Below are 20,512 nucleotides of genomic sequence, written 5' to 3'. Positions count from 1 at the left end.
TCAAATAATCACCATCACTTGCAAATAAAATTAGTTGATTTTCAGTAAGTTCAATATTTGTGCTTGACTAGACTATAAAAACATTAGCCTCTCAATAATACAAATAAAATAGTAAAATAGCAAGGGTTTATTCATAACTTCACTGAATCTTTAACTCCCCCGGCGGGAACTCCCGCGCTCTCCCGAAGTGGAGCTTCGTATGGGAAAGCCGGGCGTTATGTGCGCGGTCTATCGTGATGATTGTTGTACAATAACAAGTGTAGATTTGACTATTCCCCGGACTCAAGTCACGGGGATTCTAAGCAGATACTACGCCACAGGATAAATCCATGTTGCTCCGTTTCTTCTTAGCTGACCAAAGATATACTCTCTGGGGACAAGTCAAAGTGCCCCTACACAGTCTGCTTAAGTTTAACCTTAGCTTTCTGCTTACTTTTGTGATTATATTTGCAGCCCCATTACAGTCTGCATTAACACACCAATTATTACCAGTTCTATACAAACCACGCTGTCTTGATGCAGTCGCTCATGGGGGAAACCCCCTTTGGCGGCGCTGCATCGCTTTATTCTTTTTCCTGATGGTTTCCAATCATTGGGTTTTTCACCATAATTAGGTAGATAGTCATCATCTAAAAATGAAGCCATACTTGTATAACTTTCTTGGTGTTTCTATAAATATTATTCCATATTCAGAGCATAATTGAGCTATTCTTTCTTTAAGTCTAGCTGTCGGAATTGGTACAAATTCTGAATTACTTTTTTTTCCTAATTCTATTTGATTTTTCTGACCTTTATTCCAACCAAATACAATTGTACCAAGAGAATTTTTTAAACAATTATTAATGACTATTCTGGCTGCTTTATTTATACCCAAATCGGATTTGGCGGTTACGCTTTTCTGTAATGGCAGCCAGTTTATTTGACCAAAATCCAGTCGGTTTATTTTCTTTAATAGTTGATACTTGTTTGTTGTACCAACGATTCATTGATTTGCCCTGTTTCCCATCTACAACCCGCGCTAGTATTTACATTGGATACACAGGTCAACCAATTATTGACACCGTGGTCTATTCCTAAGACATTTTCTTGATTTAATAGAGGTTTAAATATTACTTCTTTTTCAGAAACAAATTCCCAATAAAAACATCTGTTTCTCGGTAATATTCTCAGTCCTTTAATTTATCTATATCTATATATATATAGCAATCCTATTTAGGTTGTGGCAAAATACCATAATCAAAAAGTTTAGGAAAATCGAATATTTGACCAGAGCGCAATTTACTTAAATAGCCACTTAACTATTTTCAAAGAACTGCAAAGATGATCATATTGTCTGATGATTTTTTTGGTTTGTAACCAAATATCTTCAACGGGGTTTTGCTCCGGGGCATTCGGGGCAAATTTTGTACAATTTATCAACCATTCTTCTTCTGATAAATCTTGATTAATTGTGATCAAATATTCTCGCGCATTCTGGGGAATTATGGTAAGTTGCTCCATCCCAGAATATTGCCAATTTTTTCCCGGCCTTTGCGCTTTGCAAATATTTCATAAATTCAATGGTATTTTCAGGGCATTCCACATTTATATTCTTGAACAATAAATTCCTTTGTCTGATAGTCTAATGCCCCATCTGGGAGTTGGTCTTGATTTTTGATTTTTGAGATTAATTTCTATTCTTTTATCTGTTCTTCCCCAGGGGTTACCTAGTAGGTCTGCCCAGAGCAGATGACATTGGTCAATCATAAACACCGCAAGGTTTCCACCCTCTATTTCCGGTGGCCATTTACCCAGCTATTCCTCTATTTCTTTTTTTTTCTTTCACTAATTCATCATCTTTAGCTGGATGATTTTTTGGAGTTTTTTTCCAACTTATTTCCGCTTCTTTGAGTAAGCTATAATCACTTTGATTGGACCCAAAAACTACGTTATATTGGTTCTGTAAATAGTTTTGGTTTGTCTGATCATCTCAGATAATCTTGGGTTCTCAACCAGTCAATTGTTCTGTGTTTTTCTTTGGGCTTTAAGTAACCTTGTGTTCCTTGATCTTGAAGCCTTAAGCTTTCTACGCCATCAAACAGTGTTGGGTTTTTCCATGGGCTAATAAAACTGTGAGAAACATTTAACCGACATTCCCCAGGTCTAGCTTGTAGTGTCAGGTATTTATTGCTCAGATTTTTACATGATAGGCATTACGAGCTTGATTAAGTATAAATACATACTACATTAACTATTGACTATAATTTTTAATATTAGAATCTGTGTTCCACCATCTTCGTGGAAAAAGGTACTGTAGTATGTTTGTCGTGCGGAATTTGGGATTTAATAATTCTTTGATTTCATGGTAGGATTTTCCCCACAAAATCATTTTGACCGCCCAGGCTATTTTTATTTCTTTTGACTTTTTCGTTTGATTAATAAAATCCAGTAAGTTCATCTATAATCTTGATGATTTTGTATTTTGACTGGAGATGTTATTCTTACTATTATATCTGTTGCGACCTATTTAGGATTGCTATAAATAGAAATTAAGAACTCAAAATTGATGATATTTTATTGATTTATAAAAATTTAGATCAATCTGGAATTTTAGCCTCTGTTAGTTCAAGCTTGGATAGTGAGATAAGCAGTAATTTTTACAGTTTACTTTCTAAAAATTAAATGGATGTACCGACTAAGAGTGCTACTGCTACAAAACTGCTGATATTTGATTTATAACTAATTATCCAAACTTGATATTAACCCTCCAATAAAAATGTAGATTGAAGAAGGAGACAGGAGACAACCCACCCCCAACCCCTCCCAGGAGGGGAGACAGGAGACAGGAGACAGGAGGAAAATTACATGGGGATTCGCTCCCCCAAGTAATTTTGAACACGACCGTTGACGGTGGGGTATTAAACCCACAAAGAAAATGATAAAATATAGATAATTCTAAGATGAAACTATGAATCTAACACTTGAAGAAGTAAAAACCATTGATAAAAAGCTTTCAAGACGTCATATAGAGCTCGATTCAGGTGGTTACTTTATTATTTTTCTTGACCGAGAAGCAGGTTTAATATGTGCAAAACACTTTACTAATATTATTGACAACCGTGGTTTGGCTATAGATCCAGAAACAGGAAAACCGATTCCAGCAAAAGGCAAAGTAGAACGTACTCATACGAGAATATTTACTGCGAGAACTGCAAAAGAAATATGTGTAAAAATATTGGAAGGGACCCCCCCCTGTCCAGTCACAATGTTAGATCATGCTGCTTATTTGGGGCGGGAATTTGTGCGTGCAGAAATGGCTTTATTAACTGGTAAGGAATATATTCAGGATTAATTGAATTAAGGATAACGATCAGAAATTACACTTTTACTATTCTCCTTAATTTCTATCAAGAAAAACCTTGATACCAGAAATAAGTAACCATTGGTACAATTGTAGCTACAACTAGCAATACAACCACTAAGATAGTTGCACTTTGATCGTCAGTTTCTTCTGCTGATTTAAAAGTAGCTACTACTTGTGCTGCAAGCTTATCTTTAACTTCCGGAGGGCCTGGATCGGGTTCTCCAGATAATACAGCACTCAGGCGATCGCTAGCTGCTAAAAAAGCTTCATTGTATTTGTTGCCATCTCTAATAGGTACTTGAATGGTTTCATCAACTACACTCTGAGTAATGTCATTAGACATAAGTTCTTTAACTGCATCACCAACCCGAATAGCATCATTATTGGTGAGAGTATCTAATACTATTAAAGTTTGATTGGTTTTTGTTTCTGGAGTTGGAAACCATTTGTCAAATAGCTTTTCGGTAAAACTATCCACGGTCTCACCATAGTCTAGGCGACGGATAGTAACAAATCTAACTTCATTGCCAGTAGTATTGGCCAAACTTTCTAAGGTATTGTTTAGTTTACTCTTTGTTATTCGACTGAAAACTTCAGCATCATCAACAATGAATGTACGATCGCCTGCGGCTAAACTTGGCATTTGATAAACTCCAGTTGCGAATGCAGAAGATACTGGCAAGATAGTAGCCATAATAATTAATAGCAGAGATACTATTAAACTTTGGAGATTTTGAAAATTTAAGGTTTTATTGAATAGTTGTACCATCAGATACTTTTCAGTTTTTGGTAAAAGTTAATCTTTTTGAAAGTTACAGCTTTTTCCCATAGTCAATGACAGTGGGAAAGCTTTACTAGACTTTACTTACTTTATCATTATTATTTACTGGACAGCAAAAAACTAAACAGAACCCACGCACTGTTACTTAAATTATCTTTTAGAGGCTAATATTTATCTAATTGGTTTTCTCTTAACCTTTAATCTTGGACTTTTTTTTTAATTTTTGACCTCTGCTGAACTACTTCCGGTGGCGGACCATAATCTCCATTAGAGAAATATTTTCGCTCCACTAGAATTTCTGGTTCTACTTCAATCCACAGACGGGCACCCTCTGCTTGACTTTTATTCGGTTGATGGGGTTGATAAACAATTTGGCAAGGTCCGTTAATTTTCAGGGCATGGCAATACTCCTTTTTCTCTCCCACTTTAACGGCAACTACTGGGTGAGAAGTTTTATTGTCTCGGTTATAGTCAATAGTTTTTCGTAGAACATGAACAATAGTCTTGGCTTTACGTGGAAGTTTATTCCAAGTCCCTTCCGGACCACGACTACCTGATGTAATTTCTGGCATTCCCCGATGATTGAGGGGAATCATCCAAAGTCTTTTGATTTTATGAGCACCTTGAACACGGCCTTGATTAAGCAGGGTTCGCAATCTACCTGTTGAAATATTGAGTAGAAATGCTGCTTGTGTTGTAGTTACTAATGAGATGTTCATAACTATAACGTCTTAGTTTTTTTTAATACTTATGTAAAAGATGATTTGATTTTTGTTTTAGATATTGCTAAATAAAATATAGCATAAAAAGTCCAGATTTGGCAAGAGGAAAAGTAAAATATTTGGACTTTTGTTGAGATTCCTCTTTCTCTAGTATTAGAAGTTAGACAACATTAATAGAGGAGATTAATATTACAACTTTAACCGATTAAGCTTTGATAGATGCAGCACCAATTTTTTGTGCCAACTTTGAAAGCGGTAAACTTTGCAAGTAAACTAAACCTGGACTTGTTAATTTTGTCAAAAATAAACCTTCACCACCAAATACAATATTCTTCAAACCACCCACCACTTAAATATCATATTCTACTGAATTAGAAAAGCCAACAACTGAACAAGTATCTACTCATAACTCTTCACCTTCAGCTAGGTTTTTTTCAATCCATTACCATGCAGGACTATCCATGATATTAAAGTCCTTCGGAAGTGGAAAAATAACTAACTCCAGAAACATTATTATTCCTAAATCAGGAGATCATAACCCTGACAAGATTGGGGAAAAAATTTGAGTAAATGTAATCGTTCATTAGTTAAATTAGATATCTGTTTAACCCCCTGAACGAAGAAGACGTGAACAGATTGAAAACATTGAAATATCCATCCCAGAGTCGGTCTATCTGTCTGGCGACCTAACTGGTTTTTGACACCAGTTTTTATCCTTTTCAAAGTTTGTCGAAGTTCTCGTTGTCCAGAGGCAAGGGACAGGCGCGGAGATTCTCCAAAAACTTCGTTTCTCTGGTACTTGTGGCGAGCGAGTTTTTCTATGCACAAGCATTTAACTCCATAACTCTTCTCTTGGTCAGCATTCGCTTATGCCTGACGGTGGCGCTGGACTGACCACAGTTTTTAAGGTGCGTTATCGGCTAGATAGCTAGATTTTTAGAGCGGTTGAATACTTTTGTCGCTTATTTACAGCGCTTTTCAAATGAATGAACCACAAATATCTAAAATAGAACTGTAAAGGAGCGATCAACAACAAAAATGCCAAGACCATATTCTGAGGATTTACGATTGAAGGTGATTAATACCTATTTTCCAGGAGAAGGTTTTCTACCAGAAATAGCTGCAAGATTTAAAGTAAGCTTAACTTTTGTGCGAAACTTGTTGAGGCATTATAGACAAACAGGAAGTGTCAAACCGAAAAAACGCGGGGGGCTTGCACCAAAATAAATCAGAAAGTTCTCTCAAGTATTGAAGAAAAAATTCAAGAACAACTAGATATGATTCTGGTAGAATTGGGTGAATATTTAGAGGAAAAGATAGGAATAAAACTAAGTATATCAACTCTGTATCGAGTTGTGAAAAAATGGGTTGAAGCCGAAAAAAAGTATTTATGCTGCTGAAAAAAACCGTAAAAATATCAAATAAGCAGGCTTATAATAGGGTTAATGGCTAGATTAAATAGATATTTATCATTTAATTTTTGTGGATAAATCAGGAGTAAATTTAGGAATGAATCGTATTTATACTCGGGCAAAAATCGGAAAAATAGTAGTAGATAAAACTGTGAGAAATCAGGGTCAAAATATCACAGTGTTAGGGGCTATGACTGTAGAATGCTTGATGGAATCAATGACAGTGACAGGAAGTACAAATAGTGCTTTTTTTTGAGACTTACATTCATCAAATATTAGTACCATTATTGTGGCAAGGAGCAATTGTAGTTATAGATAATTTGAGTGTTCATAAAAGTAGTAAAATTAGGCAAGCAATTGAATCTGTAGGAGCAAAATTAGTATTTTTACCGAGAAATTGTGGTCTAAAGCCTCCCCTTTTAAGGGGATAAAAAGTGGTCGATTGGATATTCTATATTTAAAGCCTCCTGATTGCAGAGGTACTGATAACTGTTAACGCAGTTCCGACCATAGGAGGCTAACTGATAACTGAAATCACCAGCTTATTGTCCAGACCTTTCCCCCATCGAATTATTCTGGTCTAAGTTTAAGGATTTTCTTCGTTCTGGTAAAGCTCGAACTAGAGAAGATTTAGATAAAGCTATCACTAATGCTATTACCAGAATAACCGAAAATGATGTTTTTAATTGCTTTGCACATTGTGGTTTATTGATATCAAAAGCGCTGCAAGCAAAACACAGAGTCCCTATTTTAGGGGGAGGCTTTCAACTCAATTTTTCGGTAAAGAAACTTGAGAGTTTGTATTGTTAAAGATAAACCAAATAATAACTAATCACCAGACTTAGGATTTAGATATGTGTTGAAGTTGAGGGTTTATTGAAGAAATCCTTAATCACAGCAAAAGCAATAATTTTACTTTTTGCTTTAAAATATAAAAAAAATATTAATTTATTGACATTAGTAATAAGTCATGCTAGCAAATCGTATAAGGTAATTACTAAATTAAAGCTTATGTCCATCAAAAATATAGCTGATTGCAGATAAGTTAATTATGAACATGTAGCAAAACCTAGAATGCTCTAATCTCCATTCTCTGTTAAGTAAAAATCTAAAAACCCAGTAACTTAATACCCGATCAAGTTGCAAATTGCTATAGATTTTGGCAGAAATAAAAAATTAAGATAGCGTAGAAAAAATAGGACTTTATCTTGTTAATGTCTAACCAAACTAAACAATAAAATTCTATTTCTCCTGACCCATTGACCACTGGTGCATATTATTCCCAATATAAAATCCCAGCTAGTAGTATCCTAAAAAAAGCCTTATGTCAACCCTTGTTATTGTAGAATCTCCCACTAAAGCCCGGACTATACGTAACTATCTACCCTCTGATTACCGCGTGGAGGCATCCATGGGTCATGTGCGTGACCTGCCACCTTCTGCTGATGAAATACCAGAAAAATATAAAGGAGAAAAGTGGGCACATCTAGGTGTAAATGTAGACTCAAATTTTGAACCTCTCTACGTCGTCCCTAAAGACAAAAAGAAAACTGTGAAAGAACTGAAAGATGCTTTGAAAGAAGCTGATGAATTAGTTCTGGCCACAGATGAAGACCGGGAAGGGGAAAGCATAAGTTGGCATTTACTGCAACTACTAAAACCAAAAGTTCCTACTAAACGGATGGTATTCCACGAGATTACCCCAGAAGCTATCCGTAAGGCGATCGAAAACTGTCGCAATATAGATGAACAGTTAGTCAGGGCACAAGAGACAAGACGTATTCTAGACCGACTTTACGGTTATACTCTCTCTCCTGTACTGTGGAAAAAAATAGCCTGGGGTCTCTCTGCTGGTAGAGTACAATCTGTGGCAGTTAGACTTTTGGTTATCCGAGAACGTCAACGTCAGGCTTTTAAACAGGGGGGTTATTGGGATTTAAAGGCTACTTTAGAAAAGGAAAAAACTCCCTTTGAATCTAAACTTGTCACCCTTGGAGGAACAAAAGTTGCTACAGGTACTGACTTTGATGAAAATACCGGCAAAATAGCTGAAGGTCGTAATGTTGTTTTATTAGATGAAGCTCAAGCTGAAACTCTCAAAGAAAGACTTGAACATAAACCTTGGATTATTAATACTGTAGAAGAACGGGCCGTTAAACGTAAACCATCTCCCCCTTTTACAACCTCCACTTTACAACAAGAAGCTAACCGTAAACTACGCATGGGTGCTAAACAAACCATGCGAACTGCTCAAAATTTATACGAACAGGGCTTTATTACCTATATGCGGACAGACTCCGTTCATTTGTCCGAAGAGGCGATCGCCGCTGCTCGAAGTTGTGTGGAAAAAATGTATGGTCCAGAATATCTAAGCCCTCAACCCAGACAATACACCACTAAAAGTAAAGGCGCTCAAGAAGCTCACGAAGCCATTCGTCCTGCGGGTAAAACTTTCCGTACTCCCAAAGAAACAGGATTAAAAGAGCAAGAATTAGCTCTTTACGACCTCATCTGGAAACGGACAGTAGCTTGTCAAATGGCTGATTCTCGTCAAACTCTTATGACCGTAAATCTACAAGTAGAAGAAGCAGGTTTTCGTTCTAATGGAAAAAGGATAGACTTTCCTGGTTTCCTGCGAGCTTATGTAGAAGGTTCCGACGATCCAGAAGCAGCATTAGAAGACCAAGAAGCACCATTACCACCTCTCAAACAAGGCGATCGCCCAAACTGTAAAGAAATAGAAGTAGTCGGACATGAAACTCAACCACCTGCTAGATTTACCGAAGCATCCTTAGTTAAAATATTAGAAAGTGAAGGTATTGGTCGTCCGAGTACCTATGCTACTGTGATTAGTACCATTGTTGACCGTCGTTATGCCAAACTTCAGGGTAATGCTTTAATTCCTACTTTTACTGCTTTTGGAGTGACAACTCTATTAGAAAAACACTTTCCGGAATTTGTGGATGTTAAATTTACTGCCCGCATGGAACAGACTCTCGATGATATTTCTACAGGTGAAGCTCAATGGTTGCCATATCTACGAGAATTTTATTCTGGAGAAACTGGGTTAGATACTCAAATTAAGGAACAGGAAGAGTCTATCGATCCTAAGTCAGCTCGTACTATTGAATTAGAAAATTTGAATACCGATTCAGATATGAATTATCGTATCTGTGTCGGTAAGTTTGGTGCTTATATTGAGGTAGAAAATGATGAAGGTATAGTTAAAGCTTCTATTCCTGAAGATTTAACCCCATCAGATTTAGACCCAGAACAAATAGAGAAACTTCTGAAGCAAAAAACAGAAGGCCCAGAAGAATTAGGGATTCATCCAGAGGAAGATAAACCTATATATGTAATGACTGGTCGTTACGGCCCTTATGTACAGTTGGGTGATGAGGTAGAAGGAAGCAAGAAGAAACCAAAGCGAGCTTCTTTGCCGAAGGGTGTAAATATGGAAGATGTGACTTTGGATATGGCAGTAGGGTTATTGTCTTTACCTCGTACTTTGGGCGTTCACCCAGAAACAGGTTGCAAAATTCAAACTAATTTAGGACGTTTTGGTCCTTATGTTGTTCACGACCAAGGAAAAGAGGTTGGTAAAGATTATCGTTCTTTGAAAGCGGGGGATGATGTTTTGACTATTACTTTGGAACGTGCTTTGGAGTTATTAGCTCAACCTAAAGCTAAACGTGTTAGTCGTGCTAAAGCTGCACCTCCACTCAAAGATTTGGGTAAACATCCTGAAGACGGTGAGGCGGTGGGTATTTATGATGGTCGGTATGGACCTTATGTGAAGCATGGTAAGGTAAATGCTTCTTTGCCAAAGGATACGGCTGTTGAGGATGTGACTTTGGAGCAAGCTGTGGAACTTTTGAAGGCAAAGGCTAGTAGTAAGAAGTCTACTCGAGGTAGAAAGTCTACAAAGTCAAAGGCGGAAAATAATTAGAATTTCGGTTATGTTTAGATTACTAAGTAGTATGGTGGGTAAATATTGATTAGACCTCTTGCAAAAGTATTTTTCTGATAGTGTTTACGTCAATTATTGTTCACTTTTCCTTGTCCCCTGTTCCCTGTTTCCTTTTCCCGACTTCCGCAAGAAGTCTATTGATTGAGATGAATGTTGACATCCTCCCCGGCCTAAAGGCGCGGAGATTCCTATGGAGCCGAAACTCCTCGGTAGGTTGACGTTTTGCTGGCGCAAAGCTTCGCTAACACAGACTGCTGCTACCTTGGCGGTAGTCTTACCCTTGCCTCCACGTCCGTTTTTTGTCTCGGACTGCCCGCCCGCGACTAATATGTTTATTGCTGCATTTTCATCGCGGTCCTGCTTACTACCACAGTTAAGACATTCCCACTCTCGCCCCTGAAGGTTGCTCCTTACCACCTTTAAACCCACACAATTAATTAAAGTCAGTGAAGAGGTTGCCCCCTCCACTGCTCTCCAAAATGCAGCATGATAGTTTCCCATCACTGCGCTCCTCAGTAAAACAGCTATTTTCATGATTTACGTCACCACAAGCATATTGTCGATCCATCTGTAGTTTGATGGGATATTTTATCGTTGTTTGGGCATGGCACTACTGCAGCCAGTTTGATTGCCAGACCTTTCCAAACTTCTTTCTGTTATAGTCTTTTCATCGTGGCAGTGCCGATGGAGTAGTTGCCAGTTTTTGTATTCGTCCTTTCCGCCTTTTGACTTAGGGATGATATGGTCTAATTCTATTACGTCTCCATCCTGAAAGAACAATCTGCACCTGCGACACTTCCCTTTTTACTTTTTCAGCAGCGATGCTGTTCGCTTGGACATCTGAGGGTGTTTACCCATTCTTGTACTCCAATAAGCTAGGTTGCCATCGTATGGACTAGCATCGCCTTTAACTTTTGTATATTGTTGGCTCTTAAATGAGCCATATTCCACTAGAGTTAAAGGGTTATTTTCCCGTGAGGCAGAAAAGACCCAATTTCTATTCCCTATTTTTTGCCAATACTTGTTCATCCAGTATTCGCCTTTGTTGAGGTGTCTTCTCTTAGCCCATCTTCGGAGTTTCCAGTATATTAGGTAATCCATTCGGTAAAATACCTTTGTTGGACATCCTATGGAAAAATAGTTACACCATCCTCTGATGATGGAATTGAGGTTTTTGATTAGCGCAGCTTGAGGCGATCGCTTTGTGCTTGTCAATAACTTCTGTGATGTTGGCGTAATGTTCCTTTTGGTTTTCTTTGGATGAGGTGATGATTGTGGAAAAACCTAGTATTCGTTTTTGTGAATCTTTTCCTTTGCCATTGGTCTTCCTTGATATAATAAGATTTTCTGTTGTCTTGAAGGTTTATTTTTTTGATTTCTATTAATGAACCTCCTATTGAAGCTGCCCAAGAATTTGTTAATTTTTTTTCTAGTTGATTTTTAATCAAATGTATTAGCATTCTAATTACATAAAGATTCAATGGCATTTATTTTTGTTTGCCTACTCATCCCATCTAATTCATATCAAGGCTAAAGCATCTTCGTAGCGTTGCTCTAAAATACTGTTTTTTTAATCTTCTAATTCTTGAATCATTGCTTTTGCTACATCTTTTGCGGAGTTAAACTCCATTCTGAGGCTGGTAAGTTTTTGAAGGGTAAAAATGTTCTTCTCTTGAGAGAGAATATTTTTTCCGTTTGTCATCGGGAGCAAACAAATTTCCTCTTGTTCCCTGCTCCCTACGGACGTTGCATGCAACGTCTAAATTTTTTATTGGGGTTATTTAAAGAGACATGATATTAGATAAATTTATATTGTTCCTCCCGGAGATTGCCACAGGGGTATCAAAACTTTTCTCTCAAGATTAACGTCAATATTTATCCCCCTTGCAATGACATTAATGATTTGAATTATTATCTTTTTTTTCGGGTTTAATTCCCCGTAGTCTACACGGTGTTTACAAGCTTGTTGAGGTTTGTAGAAACAGTGGCAGGTCGTTGACTATCCCCATCCACTTTTTCCTTCTTCCTTCTTCCTTCTTCCTTCTTCAAGGAATTTGCCAAATACGCTGATGATATTGTTCTGGATCAGCGTAAGGATCGGCTGTAGAATTAGTATGGTCGTGAGTATTATGGTTATGGTCATGGTTGTGATGATGATGACCATGACCGTGAGAATGTGCTTCACCAGCAACAGTAGCTAACCGAAACTTACACATTTCACAGTTCATTTGTACTTCTCCTAACTGTGTCTCTATTTCCCTTTCTCGCAATAATTCTAATAATGTTGGATGCGCTCCCATTTCTGGCAGACAAGTCATAGAAATACCTGGATATTGTTCTTGTTGTTGAGCAGTAATATCAAATATTTTCTTGACCAAAACTCCGGTAAATAAAAAGTAAGGCAAAACAATAATACGCTTCGGTTGATATAATCTAGCTCGCCGAAAACCTTCTTCTAAACGAGGATGAGTAATGCCAATAAAACAAGTTTCAATTGTTAGATATCCACTGCCTTCCCATAACATTCGAGCTAGTTTATAAACATCTCCATTCGCATCGGGGTCGCTCGAACCTCGCCCTACAAATAATAAAACTGTTTCGGAGGGATTAAAATTAGTTTCTTGTAATTCTGTGAGACGCGATCGCCACAATTCTAAAATCTTGGGAGTAATTCCAAAATGTCGCCCATAATGGAATTTTATTTGAGGATGTCGTTTTCTTGCCCGGTCTAATTCATTGGTAATATCAAATTTATTGTGGCGAGCTGCAAATAATAAAATTGGTAAAGCAGATAATTCTGTGTAACCTTGTTCTACACATTTATCTACTCCTTCTTGAATAGTTGGACTTGTTAATTCTAAAAAGCAAGGTATTACAGGTCGAGATTTATCTAAATTTTGATAAGCTGCAACAAAATCTAAGAAAGTTTGTCTTCCGTCAGCATCTCGTGTCCCATGACCTATTAATAATAAAGGTCTTTGTAATGGTAATGGAGGTAATTTATGACTTGTAGATATACTACTTATTTCTTCTGCTGAAGTTAGAATTTCTTGTGCTTTGATTTCTGAGTTTTGAGTTGAATATTTCATTAATTATCCTTTCCTTTGTCAGGCAGGAAGCTAGGGTTTACCGAAAATTGGGTTTAAAGCCTCCCTCTAAAAGCTATCCATGATCAGCAAAATTCTTTACAAAAGTGGATAATGCCTATTATCAAAAGCTTACGAGCATTTTGTTGGTTTTACAAGCTTTGACAAATTGACTAACTTGTGTACTCCTAAAAGTTGTTTTTTGTAGTTGCGATCGCAACTACACTAGGAGCTTTCAGACTTATAAACATCAAATGATATTTTTGTCAAGTTTTATGTTAAGAAAGATGTTTATAAAGCATAGCTCTAAAAGGGGGAATTTGTGTTATAGTTAGAAAAGCGCAAAGGTATTCAACCGCTCTAAAAACCTAGCTATCTAATCGATAGACGCACCTTGAAAACTAGAGTTATGGGGTTTTGCATAGGAATGCTTGTGCATGGAAAAGCTTTAAGCACCAAGTACCAGAGAACCAAATTTTTCAGGTTTTAACTGTACCGTAGGGCATACGGGAACAGGCTCTTGAAATAGAGCGAACGCTTGGGGAGAGAACCATCTCTGGACTAAATATCGTAAGGTAATTAGTTTAAGTGGACTCAATGAACCAAGAATCCTGCTTTCAGGAGAATCTCCGTGCCTTCAGGTCGGAGAGTATGTCAAACCGGAGTTTCCCCACTTTTTCAGCAAAATAATATAATAGCAATCAGCACATCGCCCATCAAGATTCAGATTTTTTTCTCGATATTCTGTCGTTTTCAAGGTTAGTTAATATATTTAATTTAGACATAAATTGCTATCAATTATTTTTGCCAAAAATTGCCACTATTTTCTCATTCTGACTTACATAATAATTAAGAATTATTAATTAAATAATTTAGCTTTATTAGCCTCCCCTTTCAAGGGGAAAAAAGCGGTCGAGGGATGGCGAGGAAACCTGCGCAATATCCAATCGACCAAGAGAATAAATTTTTTCCTTTTAGTCAATCCTCTCCCTAAAAGGGAGAGGTAATTATCCATTATCCATTAATGAAAGCACATTACAGGTTGATGAGGTACAGATTATCCAATCATTATTTTAATGAATTAATGAATATTGTTATTCTGTTGCTGTACCTCACTTACTTGAAAAGTGATGTAACTTTTAGTTATTTTAGCAGACTTAATTTATTATGCAATTCTTAAAAAAATCTAATGATTAATTAAAAATTGCTAGATTACCACCATTAAAGTTATTCATACCAAATCCGCCCATAGAAAGCTAATTTTTCCAAATTTTCCTAACTCTTCTGCAACCTACCTCCTGTATTACCAATTGATAATTTAATCCATCGTGAATTAATCAAGGTTTAAAGCCTCTTTTTTTAAGAAGAAAAAGCAAGCAATTTCTTCGGTTGTATTATTCTTCTTCGTTTTAGACCTATGCTTTATGAACATCAACAATAGGATTAAGTTCAGGACTGTAGGGAGGTTAGAATATTGGTATTATGAATTCCTTTAAATCTACGTTTTTATGAACTATAATTGTCGTCTATTGTAATTATTTTGGTCAAGAATAGAAGCAGTGGGAGTATCTTGCTCCCATGAAGCGCCGTTGTTCAACCCCATTTACCATTACGCTCCGCAGGACTACCAAATTATTCTTTTTATCATTGTGGTAAGCACTAAAAGAAAAACGGCGGGAGGATGAAATTAAGGTTGCACACCAGAAAAAATTATGATAAGATAAAGAAAATGGGGTAAGCTCGCCTATGTACATGATTTTTTACTCAACATATAATTAGGGCTTGCTGATTAAATCTCAAAGTACTGGTAAATAAAGGTATTGGCCTTTTGATAATCGAATTGCAGTGTGCCTGTTTCAATTCACTTACCCTCAAAAAGTGAGTATTTTGGGGTGAGTATGGCAGAAAAATCACTCTAACAATTATTACTCCTACTTTCCCCCTCTTCCCGCTCTCCCCACAGTTTCCACACTCCCGACCCCCCCACACTTTGCTTTTTTCAGCAAACCCTAGTTAGGGTAGGAGAGGTGTTTGAAGAAAGGAAGATTTTCAGAAAATTCCCCCTACTCCCCCACTACTTCTTCAAGGATTAAAAAAGTTTAAGTTGTCAAATCTCAGGCCAAAATAAGACTTTATAGTCTCAATACTGATAAAGAATATCTACAAAAGAAAAAAGATTCAAAATGTGGACTTGTGAACTGCAAAAGAAAGTTCTACAGGATGTAGGGAAATAAAAAAATTCAGCCTTCAGATGATATGTGTAATTTCAAGAAACAATCATCTCCTATTTATAGACGTAACTTTGTACTATATTAAAACCAGTCTTAAGCTTAAAAAAAGTTGTGAAGAGAAAACAATCTTTTACCTCTAACGGCAATTCTCAACCAGAGTTAACCTAGAATCTTCAAAACTAATTAAGCAAGATTGGAAACAAAACGATAGAATCGTAAGCCGTAGTATCTGACCAAATAATCTGATAATTACCATGAATGACACAACAAACGAATTACTCGAAAATATGCCCAGGGAGCAAAGAGTTGGGCAACTGCGCAACTTAATAGAAACCTTACACATAGCTGATGAAGTGGCCAGTAAAGGCTATCTAATCACCAGCTCAGAGTTAGCAGATTTAATGGACATCAATGCCAGTGCTGTCACCAGTCGTGGAGACCATTGGGTCTGGCGGAACTGGGTAGTATCTAGAGTACGTCGCGAAGGAAACCAAAGTGCGATTCGTTTCTGCTAAAAGTCAAGGCTATCAGGTTATAGCAGAAGGCAGAAGGCAGAAGGCAGAAGGCAGAAGGCAGAAGGCAGAAGGCAGAAGGCATCCCCCCTTACCCCCCTTTGAAAGGGGGGAGGCAGAAGGAAAAATCTTACCTGGCCTAAGTTTTAGATTCTTGAGCTGTCCGCGCTCTTGGCTTCAAATGCTATAAGACGTGAGTAGAGTAAGGCCATAAGCCTTATAACTAAATGACCTTGGAGGTGAGATTCCTTCCGCCCAGGTGCAGGGTTGACAGCATTACCCCTACGGTAGCGACTAGCCATCAATCCGTAAAGCGGGGTAAAAAGGTGGTAAAGCTTTAAGCTTAAATGAGTTTCCATCAAGCACAATACCCATTGGATAGCGAGGAGCGAAGATGTAATTGAAGCGTCGTAATTTTCAACCAGTGAAAGAAGCTGTGACACTGGAGCCAAAAGGCAGAGGATAGGGAGTTAGCGAGATTTGGTTCGGCTAATAAGCACTTCCCGTAAACCCGGCGTAAAGCATCATCCTAAAGGTATATAAATAAGGTCATTTGGAACGAAGTAACCCATGAAAAACTCTTGAATAGTTATTTAGGGTTTGCTGAAAAAGTCTTTGAGTAGGTTTAGGAGACAGGAGACAGGAGAAATTGGAATTTATAGGAGGTAGGAGTTAAGTTTTGTCCCTTGATTTTTCTGCTCAAGTCTTGTCTAAAATACGTTCCTTTTTGAGCATAAAGAGCTGAAAAATTTGTACTTTTTCAAGGTAAAAAAAAGGCTAAAACCTTTATATGTCAATGCTTTTAGATTTAATCAGCAAGCACTATTTAGAACTCACAATTCAGAATTCTGAATTCAGAAGTTAAATTCTTGCCGTGACTATATTTAAGACGCGTGTATGGCAAGTGCTACAACTCTTTTTTAGAGTACAATAACTGACTGCTGATAACTGATAACTGATAACTGATAACTGAATCAAGTAGGTGCTAACCGGATGTTTGATTGGGAAGGATTGTGTCAGAAGCAAAGGCCTTTATTTAATGTAATGGGATAGGCTGACGGACACACGGTGATTTAGAATGTAGAGTTTGATTAGGTGATAGAAATGTCCAATACGAGTTTGAAGACTACGGTGGAATGGCAGGAATGGCGCGATATTAACTGGTTAAAGGTTGAGCGTCAGGTCTTTAAGTTACAGGAAAGAATCTACAGAGCCTCTGAGAGTCGTGATTTTGTTGCATTTCGTAAGCCCCAAAAAACTTTGCTGAAGTCCTGGTACGCTAAGTTATTGGCGGTGCGTGGGGTGATTCAAGATAACCAGAGTGAGAAAATTTTGTCTTCGGAAAAGCTGTTTGCTTTGGCTGAAACTTTGGACATAACTGGCAAGGTTAAGTCTAGGAGAGGCACTATTGAGGATTACGCTCTACAAATACTTGTCAAGATGGTTTTGGAGCCAGAATGGGAGGCTATTTTTGAACCTAGTTGTTATGGGTTTATGCCGGGGCGATCGCCTCAAGATGCCGTAGAAGCAATTTTTGGTTTTGTCAAGCTGGAGCCTAAGTATGTGCTTGAGGCTGACATAGCTAAGTCTTCTGAGGGTATTAACTACCAACTATTATTGGAAAGGCTAGGTACTTATCCTACATTGCGTCGAAAAATCAAAGCTTGGTTAAAGGCAGGTGTGATGGATGGGGAAGGGTTGTTTCCAACGGAGGAGCAGATGACAAGGGGTGGGGTTATTTCTTCATTTCTGGCAAATGTGGCTCTTCATGGTATGGAGGAGCAAATCAAGGAGTATGCTGAAATTTTTGATTTTCAATCTGTGGAAAGCGGGTATGAGATATCAAGGGTGGATAGGAGTGAATACTTGGGTTTGGTTCGCTATGGTAGTAGTTTGGCGATCGCTCACAAAGATATAGATGTGGTTCAAAAATGCCTAGTAAAGGTTGGAGAGTGGTTGTCTGAAATGGGGCTGGAGTTAAAACCAAGTGGGACAAGAATAGTTCATACTCTATATGGGTATGGTGGAGAAAAACCAGGGTTTGATTTCTTGGGGTTCAACATCAGACAATATGAGGTGGGCAAAAATCAAAGTAAGCTTGGTTTTAAAACTGAGGTCAAACCAAGTGACCAGAGTATGAAGAGTCATTATCGTCAAATCGCTGAGGTTATAGATAGACATAAGTCTGCACCACAGGTTGCTTTAATTAGAAGGCTTAATCCTATTATTCGGGATTGGGTCAACTATTACTCGGCTGTGGTGAGTAAGAAAGCTTTTAGGGATTTGGACTATTTGGTGTACCAAAAACTCTGGCGTTGGGCAAGAAGAAGACATTCTAAGAAAAATAATGACTGGGTTTCTCAAAAATATTGGCATTCTGGGGAAAACAGAAAGGAATTTTCGTGTAGCGATCGCGATGGCAGTCGAGTCAAGCTATTGAAATACACAGAAGTTCCTATTGTTAGACAGGAGAATGTTAACAAAGACTGGTTTTATCAAAATGTTGGCACAAGACCCGCGCTCTCCCGTAGGGGAGGGTCGGGATGAATGTCCAATCAATGTTGCGGTTTTACAGATAATCTGTTAACATATAACATACAAATATTGCTTAACCAAAAACCAAGGTTAAGATTACTGTAACTGTTCAATCAAGTCGCCGAGGGGCACTCGGAGAAGTTAAACGGACATGGAGGAAGTGTTAGACTGGCAAAGCCAGCATTTTCCAGTGAAGTGTCAACCTGCCCTGAGTCATTTGTTCAGCGAGCGTCTGTTTGAATGATGGATGGGAATCCCGCGCTGCATGAGCAGGTCAGCCTCGGGAGGATGTCAATGGAGTAGGCAAAAGGACTTTCAACCTTTGGACAAATAGAGTGGTTGTATAGCAGAAGGCAGAGGGTATCCCCTTTGAAAGGGGGGAGACAGAAGGAAAAATCTTACCTGGTGTAAGTTTTAGATTATTTAGCTGTCCACGTCCTTTGCTTCAACTGTTGTACTACTCAAAAGGTAAGGAGGGGAAAGTGTTGGATGCTATTGAACTGCATAGAGATTGCAACGATCTGAAAACTGCTAGTGAATAGTAGTAGAGGTGCTCATTTTGATTAGGGCCAAATCACTGAGGAGCCGGATGAGGTGAAAGTCTCACGTCCGGTTTTGGAGACGAGTAATTCTAGTGATGGAATTGCTTAGTTTAACTTCTCTGGCAATTAGAAAGAGTAGATTAATTTGATTCCTAATTTTTTCTATAATTAGGGATGAGTAAGAATAGCGATCGCCTACCTTCTTAGTTGAGGAGCGATCGCTTATTTTATGTCTAGATTATCAGTGATAAAAAAACTTTCTCCCTTCTACCTCCTACCTCTCCCCCCTTTCAAAGCTATGCTTTATAAACATCTTTCTTAACATAAAACTTGACAAAAGAGACAAATTATGATTTATACTTTAAAAGCCTTTTTCTAGAGAGAAAATGTATTTAAAAGTACATTGATTTTGATAAGTTAAGTATTTTTATTTAGATGCTCTAACTATTTCTCCCTTCTCCCCTGCTCCCCTTCTCCCCTGCTCTCCGTGTCCCCGTGTCTCCGCGTCTCCGTGTCCCCGTGTCTGAGGAGTTCCTTATAAGGGATAGCTTTCAAAGAGGGGTTGGGGGGATACCTTTACCGAATGATTAAGGTTTAATATAAAATCCGGATAATTGCTATAGCCAAGTCATTGCGACTGGAACGGAGTGGAAGGAAGCAATCTCAGGGGTGCGCGGAGATTGCTTCCTATCGTCGCAATGACGACTATTCAATCGAATTCTATATAAAACCTCTCCTTTAAAGGAGAAAAAGAAAAAATTTTCCTTTTATTCAATCTTTTTCCTTTTATTGGACTTTGGACAAAAAGCAAAATAGTTAGTGTAATAATTACGCTAATCATATCTGGCAATGTTCCTCTGTCTCCAGTGAATTTAATCACTGAAAAATAGAAATAATTGAGAGTGATCGCCGACGGGGATGCCAACTTTTAGTTATTTTAAAGAAATAATATCTCCTTATATTCAATTCCGTAGCGGTTTTAACCAGAGGTAATTATCAATTATCAATTATCCATTATCCATTAATGAACTCCTGTCTCCTGTCTCCTGTCTCCTGACTCCTAGATCAAAAAACTTGGTATTTATCAAGATACGCTCAGGGGTTCTATAAATATTTTCCCTACTAATAGCTTCATCCGGTAGAGGAGATAGACGAGAATTAATAGGAGAATTAATGAACTTGAATAATTTGTTTTCCCACTCGTCAATAGACACTTTAGATTGCTGATCGCCTCGAACATCAATAATTTCTTTTTCTATTAAACTTTCAATATATTTTTCAATTGATAAGTCTTGTGATTTGGCTTTCTCTCTAATCTGAGCTTCAATTTCGGGTTTTAAATTAATAGTAATCATTATCTTATATGTACGCTTGACAA

At 37.7% G+C, this 20,512-nt stretch carries 23 protein-coding genes and 1 pseudogene; 9 read left to right on the top strand and 15 right to left on the bottom strand.

Annotated features, from left to right (window positions below; genetic code table 11):
* Nucleotides 1-441: 441 nt before the first annotated feature.
* From F6K18_RS11435 to F6K18_RS11420, 4 genes and pseudogenes are all read right to left on the bottom strand, one after another.
* Nucleotides 442-645 (bottom strand): hypothetical protein, encoded by a 204-nt coding sequence (locus F6K18_RS11435; RefSeq protein ID WP_287520914.1) that lies wholly within the window; start codon nucleotides 643-645, stop codon nucleotides 442-444.
* Nucleotides 626-874 (bottom strand): hypothetical protein, encoded by a 249-nt coding sequence (locus F6K18_RS11430; RefSeq protein WP_287520913.1) that lies wholly within the window; start codon nucleotides 872-874, stop codon nucleotides 626-628. Before F6K18_RS11430 ends, F6K18_RS11435 begins: the two co-directional genes overlap by 20 nt.
* Nucleotides 861-986: a hypothetical protein gene (locus tag F6K18_RS11425; protein WP_287520912.1), complete on the bottom strand. Its 126-nt coding sequence runs from the start codon at nucleotides 984-986 to the stop codon at nucleotides 861-863. Before F6K18_RS11425 ends, F6K18_RS11430 begins: the two co-directional genes overlap by 14 nt.
* 222 nt (nucleotides 987-1,208) lie before the next feature.
* Nucleotides 1,209-2,126, bottom strand: a pseudogene (locus F6K18_RS11420) (transposase); the annotation flags it as partial.
* 636 nt (nucleotides 2,127-2,762) lie between these two features.
* On the opposite strand from F6K18_RS11420, the gene F6K18_RS11410 reads away from it, so the two are divergent.
* Nucleotides 2,763-2,918 (top strand): hypothetical protein, encoded by a 156-nt coding sequence (locus F6K18_RS11410; RefSeq protein WP_287520911.1) that lies wholly within the window; start codon nucleotides 2,763-2,765, stop codon nucleotides 2,916-2,918.
* 29 nt (nucleotides 2,919-2,947) lie between these two features.
* Nucleotides 2,948-3,331 (top strand): DUF4346 domain-containing protein, encoded by a 384-nt coding sequence (locus F6K18_RS11405; RefSeq protein ID WP_287520910.1) that lies wholly within the window; start codon nucleotides 2,948-2,950, stop codon nucleotides 3,329-3,331.
* A gap of 55 nt (nucleotides 3,332-3,386) precedes the next feature.
* Here F6K18_RS11405 and psb32 read toward each other — a convergent pair whose 3' ends face one another.
* The 4 genes from psb32 to F6K18_RS11385 form a co-directional block, all read right to left on the bottom strand.
* Entirely contained in the window at nucleotides 3,387-4,112 is a 726-nt protein-coding gene (gene psb32, locus F6K18_RS11400) for a photosystem II repair protein Psb32 (protein ID WP_287520909.1), read from the bottom strand.
* A 209-nt stretch (nucleotides 4,113-4,321) separates the two neighbouring features.
* Complete coding sequence (locus F6K18_RS11395; protein WP_287520907.1) at nucleotides 4,322-4,843, bottom strand: DNA-binding protein; 522 nt, start codon at nucleotides 4,841-4,843, stop codon at nucleotides 4,322-4,324.
* Between the two features lie 208 nt (nucleotides 4,844-5,051).
* On the bottom strand, nucleotides 5,052-5,183 hold the full coding sequence (locus F6K18_RS11390) for a hypothetical protein (RefSeq protein ID WP_287520906.1): 132 nt from the start codon (nucleotides 5,181-5,183) through the stop codon (nucleotides 5,052-5,054).
* A 182-nt stretch (nucleotides 5,184-5,365) separates the two neighbouring features.
* Nucleotides 5,366-5,674, bottom strand: a complete 309-nt coding sequence (locus tag F6K18_RS11385; protein WP_287520904.1) for a hypothetical protein — start codon at nucleotides 5,672-5,674, stop codon at nucleotides 5,366-5,368.
* Between the two features lie 210 nt (nucleotides 5,675-5,884).
* Between F6K18_RS11385 and F6K18_RS11380 the strand changes: the two genes are divergently transcribed.
* The 4 genes from F6K18_RS11380 (at nucleotide 5,885) to topA (ending at nucleotide 10,207) form a co-directional block, all read left to right on the top strand.
* Nucleotides 5,885-6,073: a hypothetical protein gene (locus F6K18_RS11380; protein WP_287520902.1), complete on the top strand. Its 189-nt coding sequence runs from the start codon at nucleotides 5,885-5,887 to the stop codon at nucleotides 6,071-6,073.
* Nucleotides 6,074-6,328: 255 nt separating this feature from the next.
* Complete coding sequence (locus F6K18_RS11375; protein WP_287520901.1) at nucleotides 6,329-6,514, top strand: hypothetical protein; 186 nt, start codon at nucleotides 6,329-6,331, stop codon at nucleotides 6,512-6,514.
* A complete protein-coding gene (locus F6K18_RS11370) occupies nucleotides 6,501-6,689 on the top strand; it encodes a transposase (protein ID WP_287520899.1) in 189 nt (62 codons plus the stop codon). Before F6K18_RS11375 ends, F6K18_RS11370 begins: the two co-directional genes overlap by 14 nt.
* Before the next feature lie 893 nt (nucleotides 6,690-7,582).
* Nucleotides 7,583-10,207 carry a type I DNA topoisomerase gene (gene topA, locus F6K18_RS11365; RefSeq protein ID WP_287520897.1) on the top strand — a complete coding sequence of 875 codons (2,625 nt, stop codon included), beginning with the start codon at nucleotides 7,583-7,585 and terminating at the stop codon, nucleotides 10,205-10,207.
* Between the two features lie 93 nt (nucleotides 10,208-10,300).
* Here the strand turns inward: topA and F6K18_RS11360 are convergent, their stop codons facing one another.
* From F6K18_RS11360 to F6K18_RS11335, 6 genes are all read right to left on the bottom strand, one after another.
* Nucleotides 10,301-10,729, bottom strand: a complete 429-nt coding sequence (locus F6K18_RS11360; RefSeq protein ID WP_287520895.1) for a zinc ribbon domain-containing protein — start codon at nucleotides 10,727-10,729, stop codon at nucleotides 10,301-10,303.
* Nucleotides 10,730-10,816: 87 nt separating this feature from the next.
* A complete protein-coding gene (locus F6K18_RS11355; protein ID WP_287520894.1) occupies nucleotides 10,817-11,008 on the bottom strand; it encodes an HNH endonuclease signature motif containing protein in 192 nt (63 codons plus the stop codon).
* Between the two features lie 24 nt (nucleotides 11,009-11,032).
* On the bottom strand, nucleotides 11,033-11,443 hold the full coding sequence (locus tag F6K18_RS11350; RefSeq protein WP_287520893.1) for a group II intron maturase-specific domain-containing protein: 411 nt from the start codon (nucleotides 11,441-11,443) through the stop codon (nucleotides 11,033-11,035).
* Nucleotides 11,440-11,715 carry a hypothetical protein gene (locus tag F6K18_RS11345; protein WP_287520892.1) on the bottom strand — a complete coding sequence of 92 codons (276 nt, stop codon included), beginning with the start codon at nucleotides 11,713-11,715 and terminating at the stop codon, nucleotides 11,440-11,442. The genes F6K18_RS11350 and F6K18_RS11345 overlap by 4 nt, the downstream gene beginning before the upstream one ends.
* A gap of 83 nt (nucleotides 11,716-11,798) precedes the next feature.
* Nucleotides 11,799-11,939, bottom strand: coding sequence for a hypothetical protein (locus F6K18_RS11340; protein WP_287520891.1), 141 nt, complete (start codon nucleotides 11,937-11,939; stop codon nucleotides 11,799-11,801).
* 334 nt (nucleotides 11,940-12,273) lie between these two features.
* Nucleotides 12,274-13,317 carry a sirohydrochlorin chelatase gene (locus tag F6K18_RS11335; RefSeq protein WP_287520890.1) on the bottom strand — a complete coding sequence of 348 codons (1,044 nt, stop codon included), beginning with the start codon at nucleotides 13,315-13,317 and terminating at the stop codon, nucleotides 12,274-12,276.
* Between the two features lie 2,482 nt (nucleotides 13,318-15,799).
* Here F6K18_RS11335 and F6K18_RS11330 point away from each other — a divergent pair.
* The 3 genes from F6K18_RS11330 to F6K18_RS11320 all read left to right on the top strand — a co-directional run bounded on the left by F6K18_RS11330 (nucleotide 15,800) and on the right by F6K18_RS11320 (nucleotide 18,604).
* A complete protein-coding gene (locus F6K18_RS11330) occupies nucleotides 15,800-16,060 on the top strand; it encodes a hypothetical protein (protein WP_124147250.1) in 261 nt (86 codons plus the stop codon).
* On the top strand, nucleotides 16,041-16,247 hold the full coding sequence (locus F6K18_RS11325) for a hypothetical protein (RefSeq protein WP_287520889.1): 207 nt from the start codon (nucleotides 16,041-16,043) through the stop codon (nucleotides 16,245-16,247). Before F6K18_RS11330 ends, F6K18_RS11325 begins: the two co-directional genes overlap by 20 nt.
* 914 nt (nucleotides 16,248-17,161) lie before the next feature.
* Nucleotides 17,162-18,604, top strand: coding sequence for a group II intron maturase-specific domain-containing protein (locus tag F6K18_RS11320; RefSeq protein WP_287520888.1), 1,443 nt, complete (start codon nucleotides 17,162-17,164; stop codon nucleotides 18,602-18,604).
* A gap of 1,537 nt (nucleotides 18,605-20,141) precedes the next feature.
* Here the strand turns inward: F6K18_RS11320 and F6K18_RS11315 are convergent.
* On the bottom strand, nucleotides 20,142-20,489 hold the full coding sequence (locus F6K18_RS11315; RefSeq protein ID WP_287520887.1) for a hypothetical protein: 348 nt from the start codon (nucleotides 20,487-20,489) through the stop codon (nucleotides 20,142-20,144).
* Nucleotides 20,490-20,512: the final 23 nt, after the last annotated feature.

It is taken from the genome of Okeania sp. SIO2C2 (assembly GCF_010692625.1).
GTDB classification, from domain to species: domain Bacteria; phylum Cyanobacteriota; class Cyanobacteriia; order Cyanobacteriales; family Microcoleaceae; genus Okeania; species Okeania hirsuta.
Note: the sequence above shows the minus strand (reverse complement) of the source record. Positions and strands in the feature narration are given on the sequence as shown.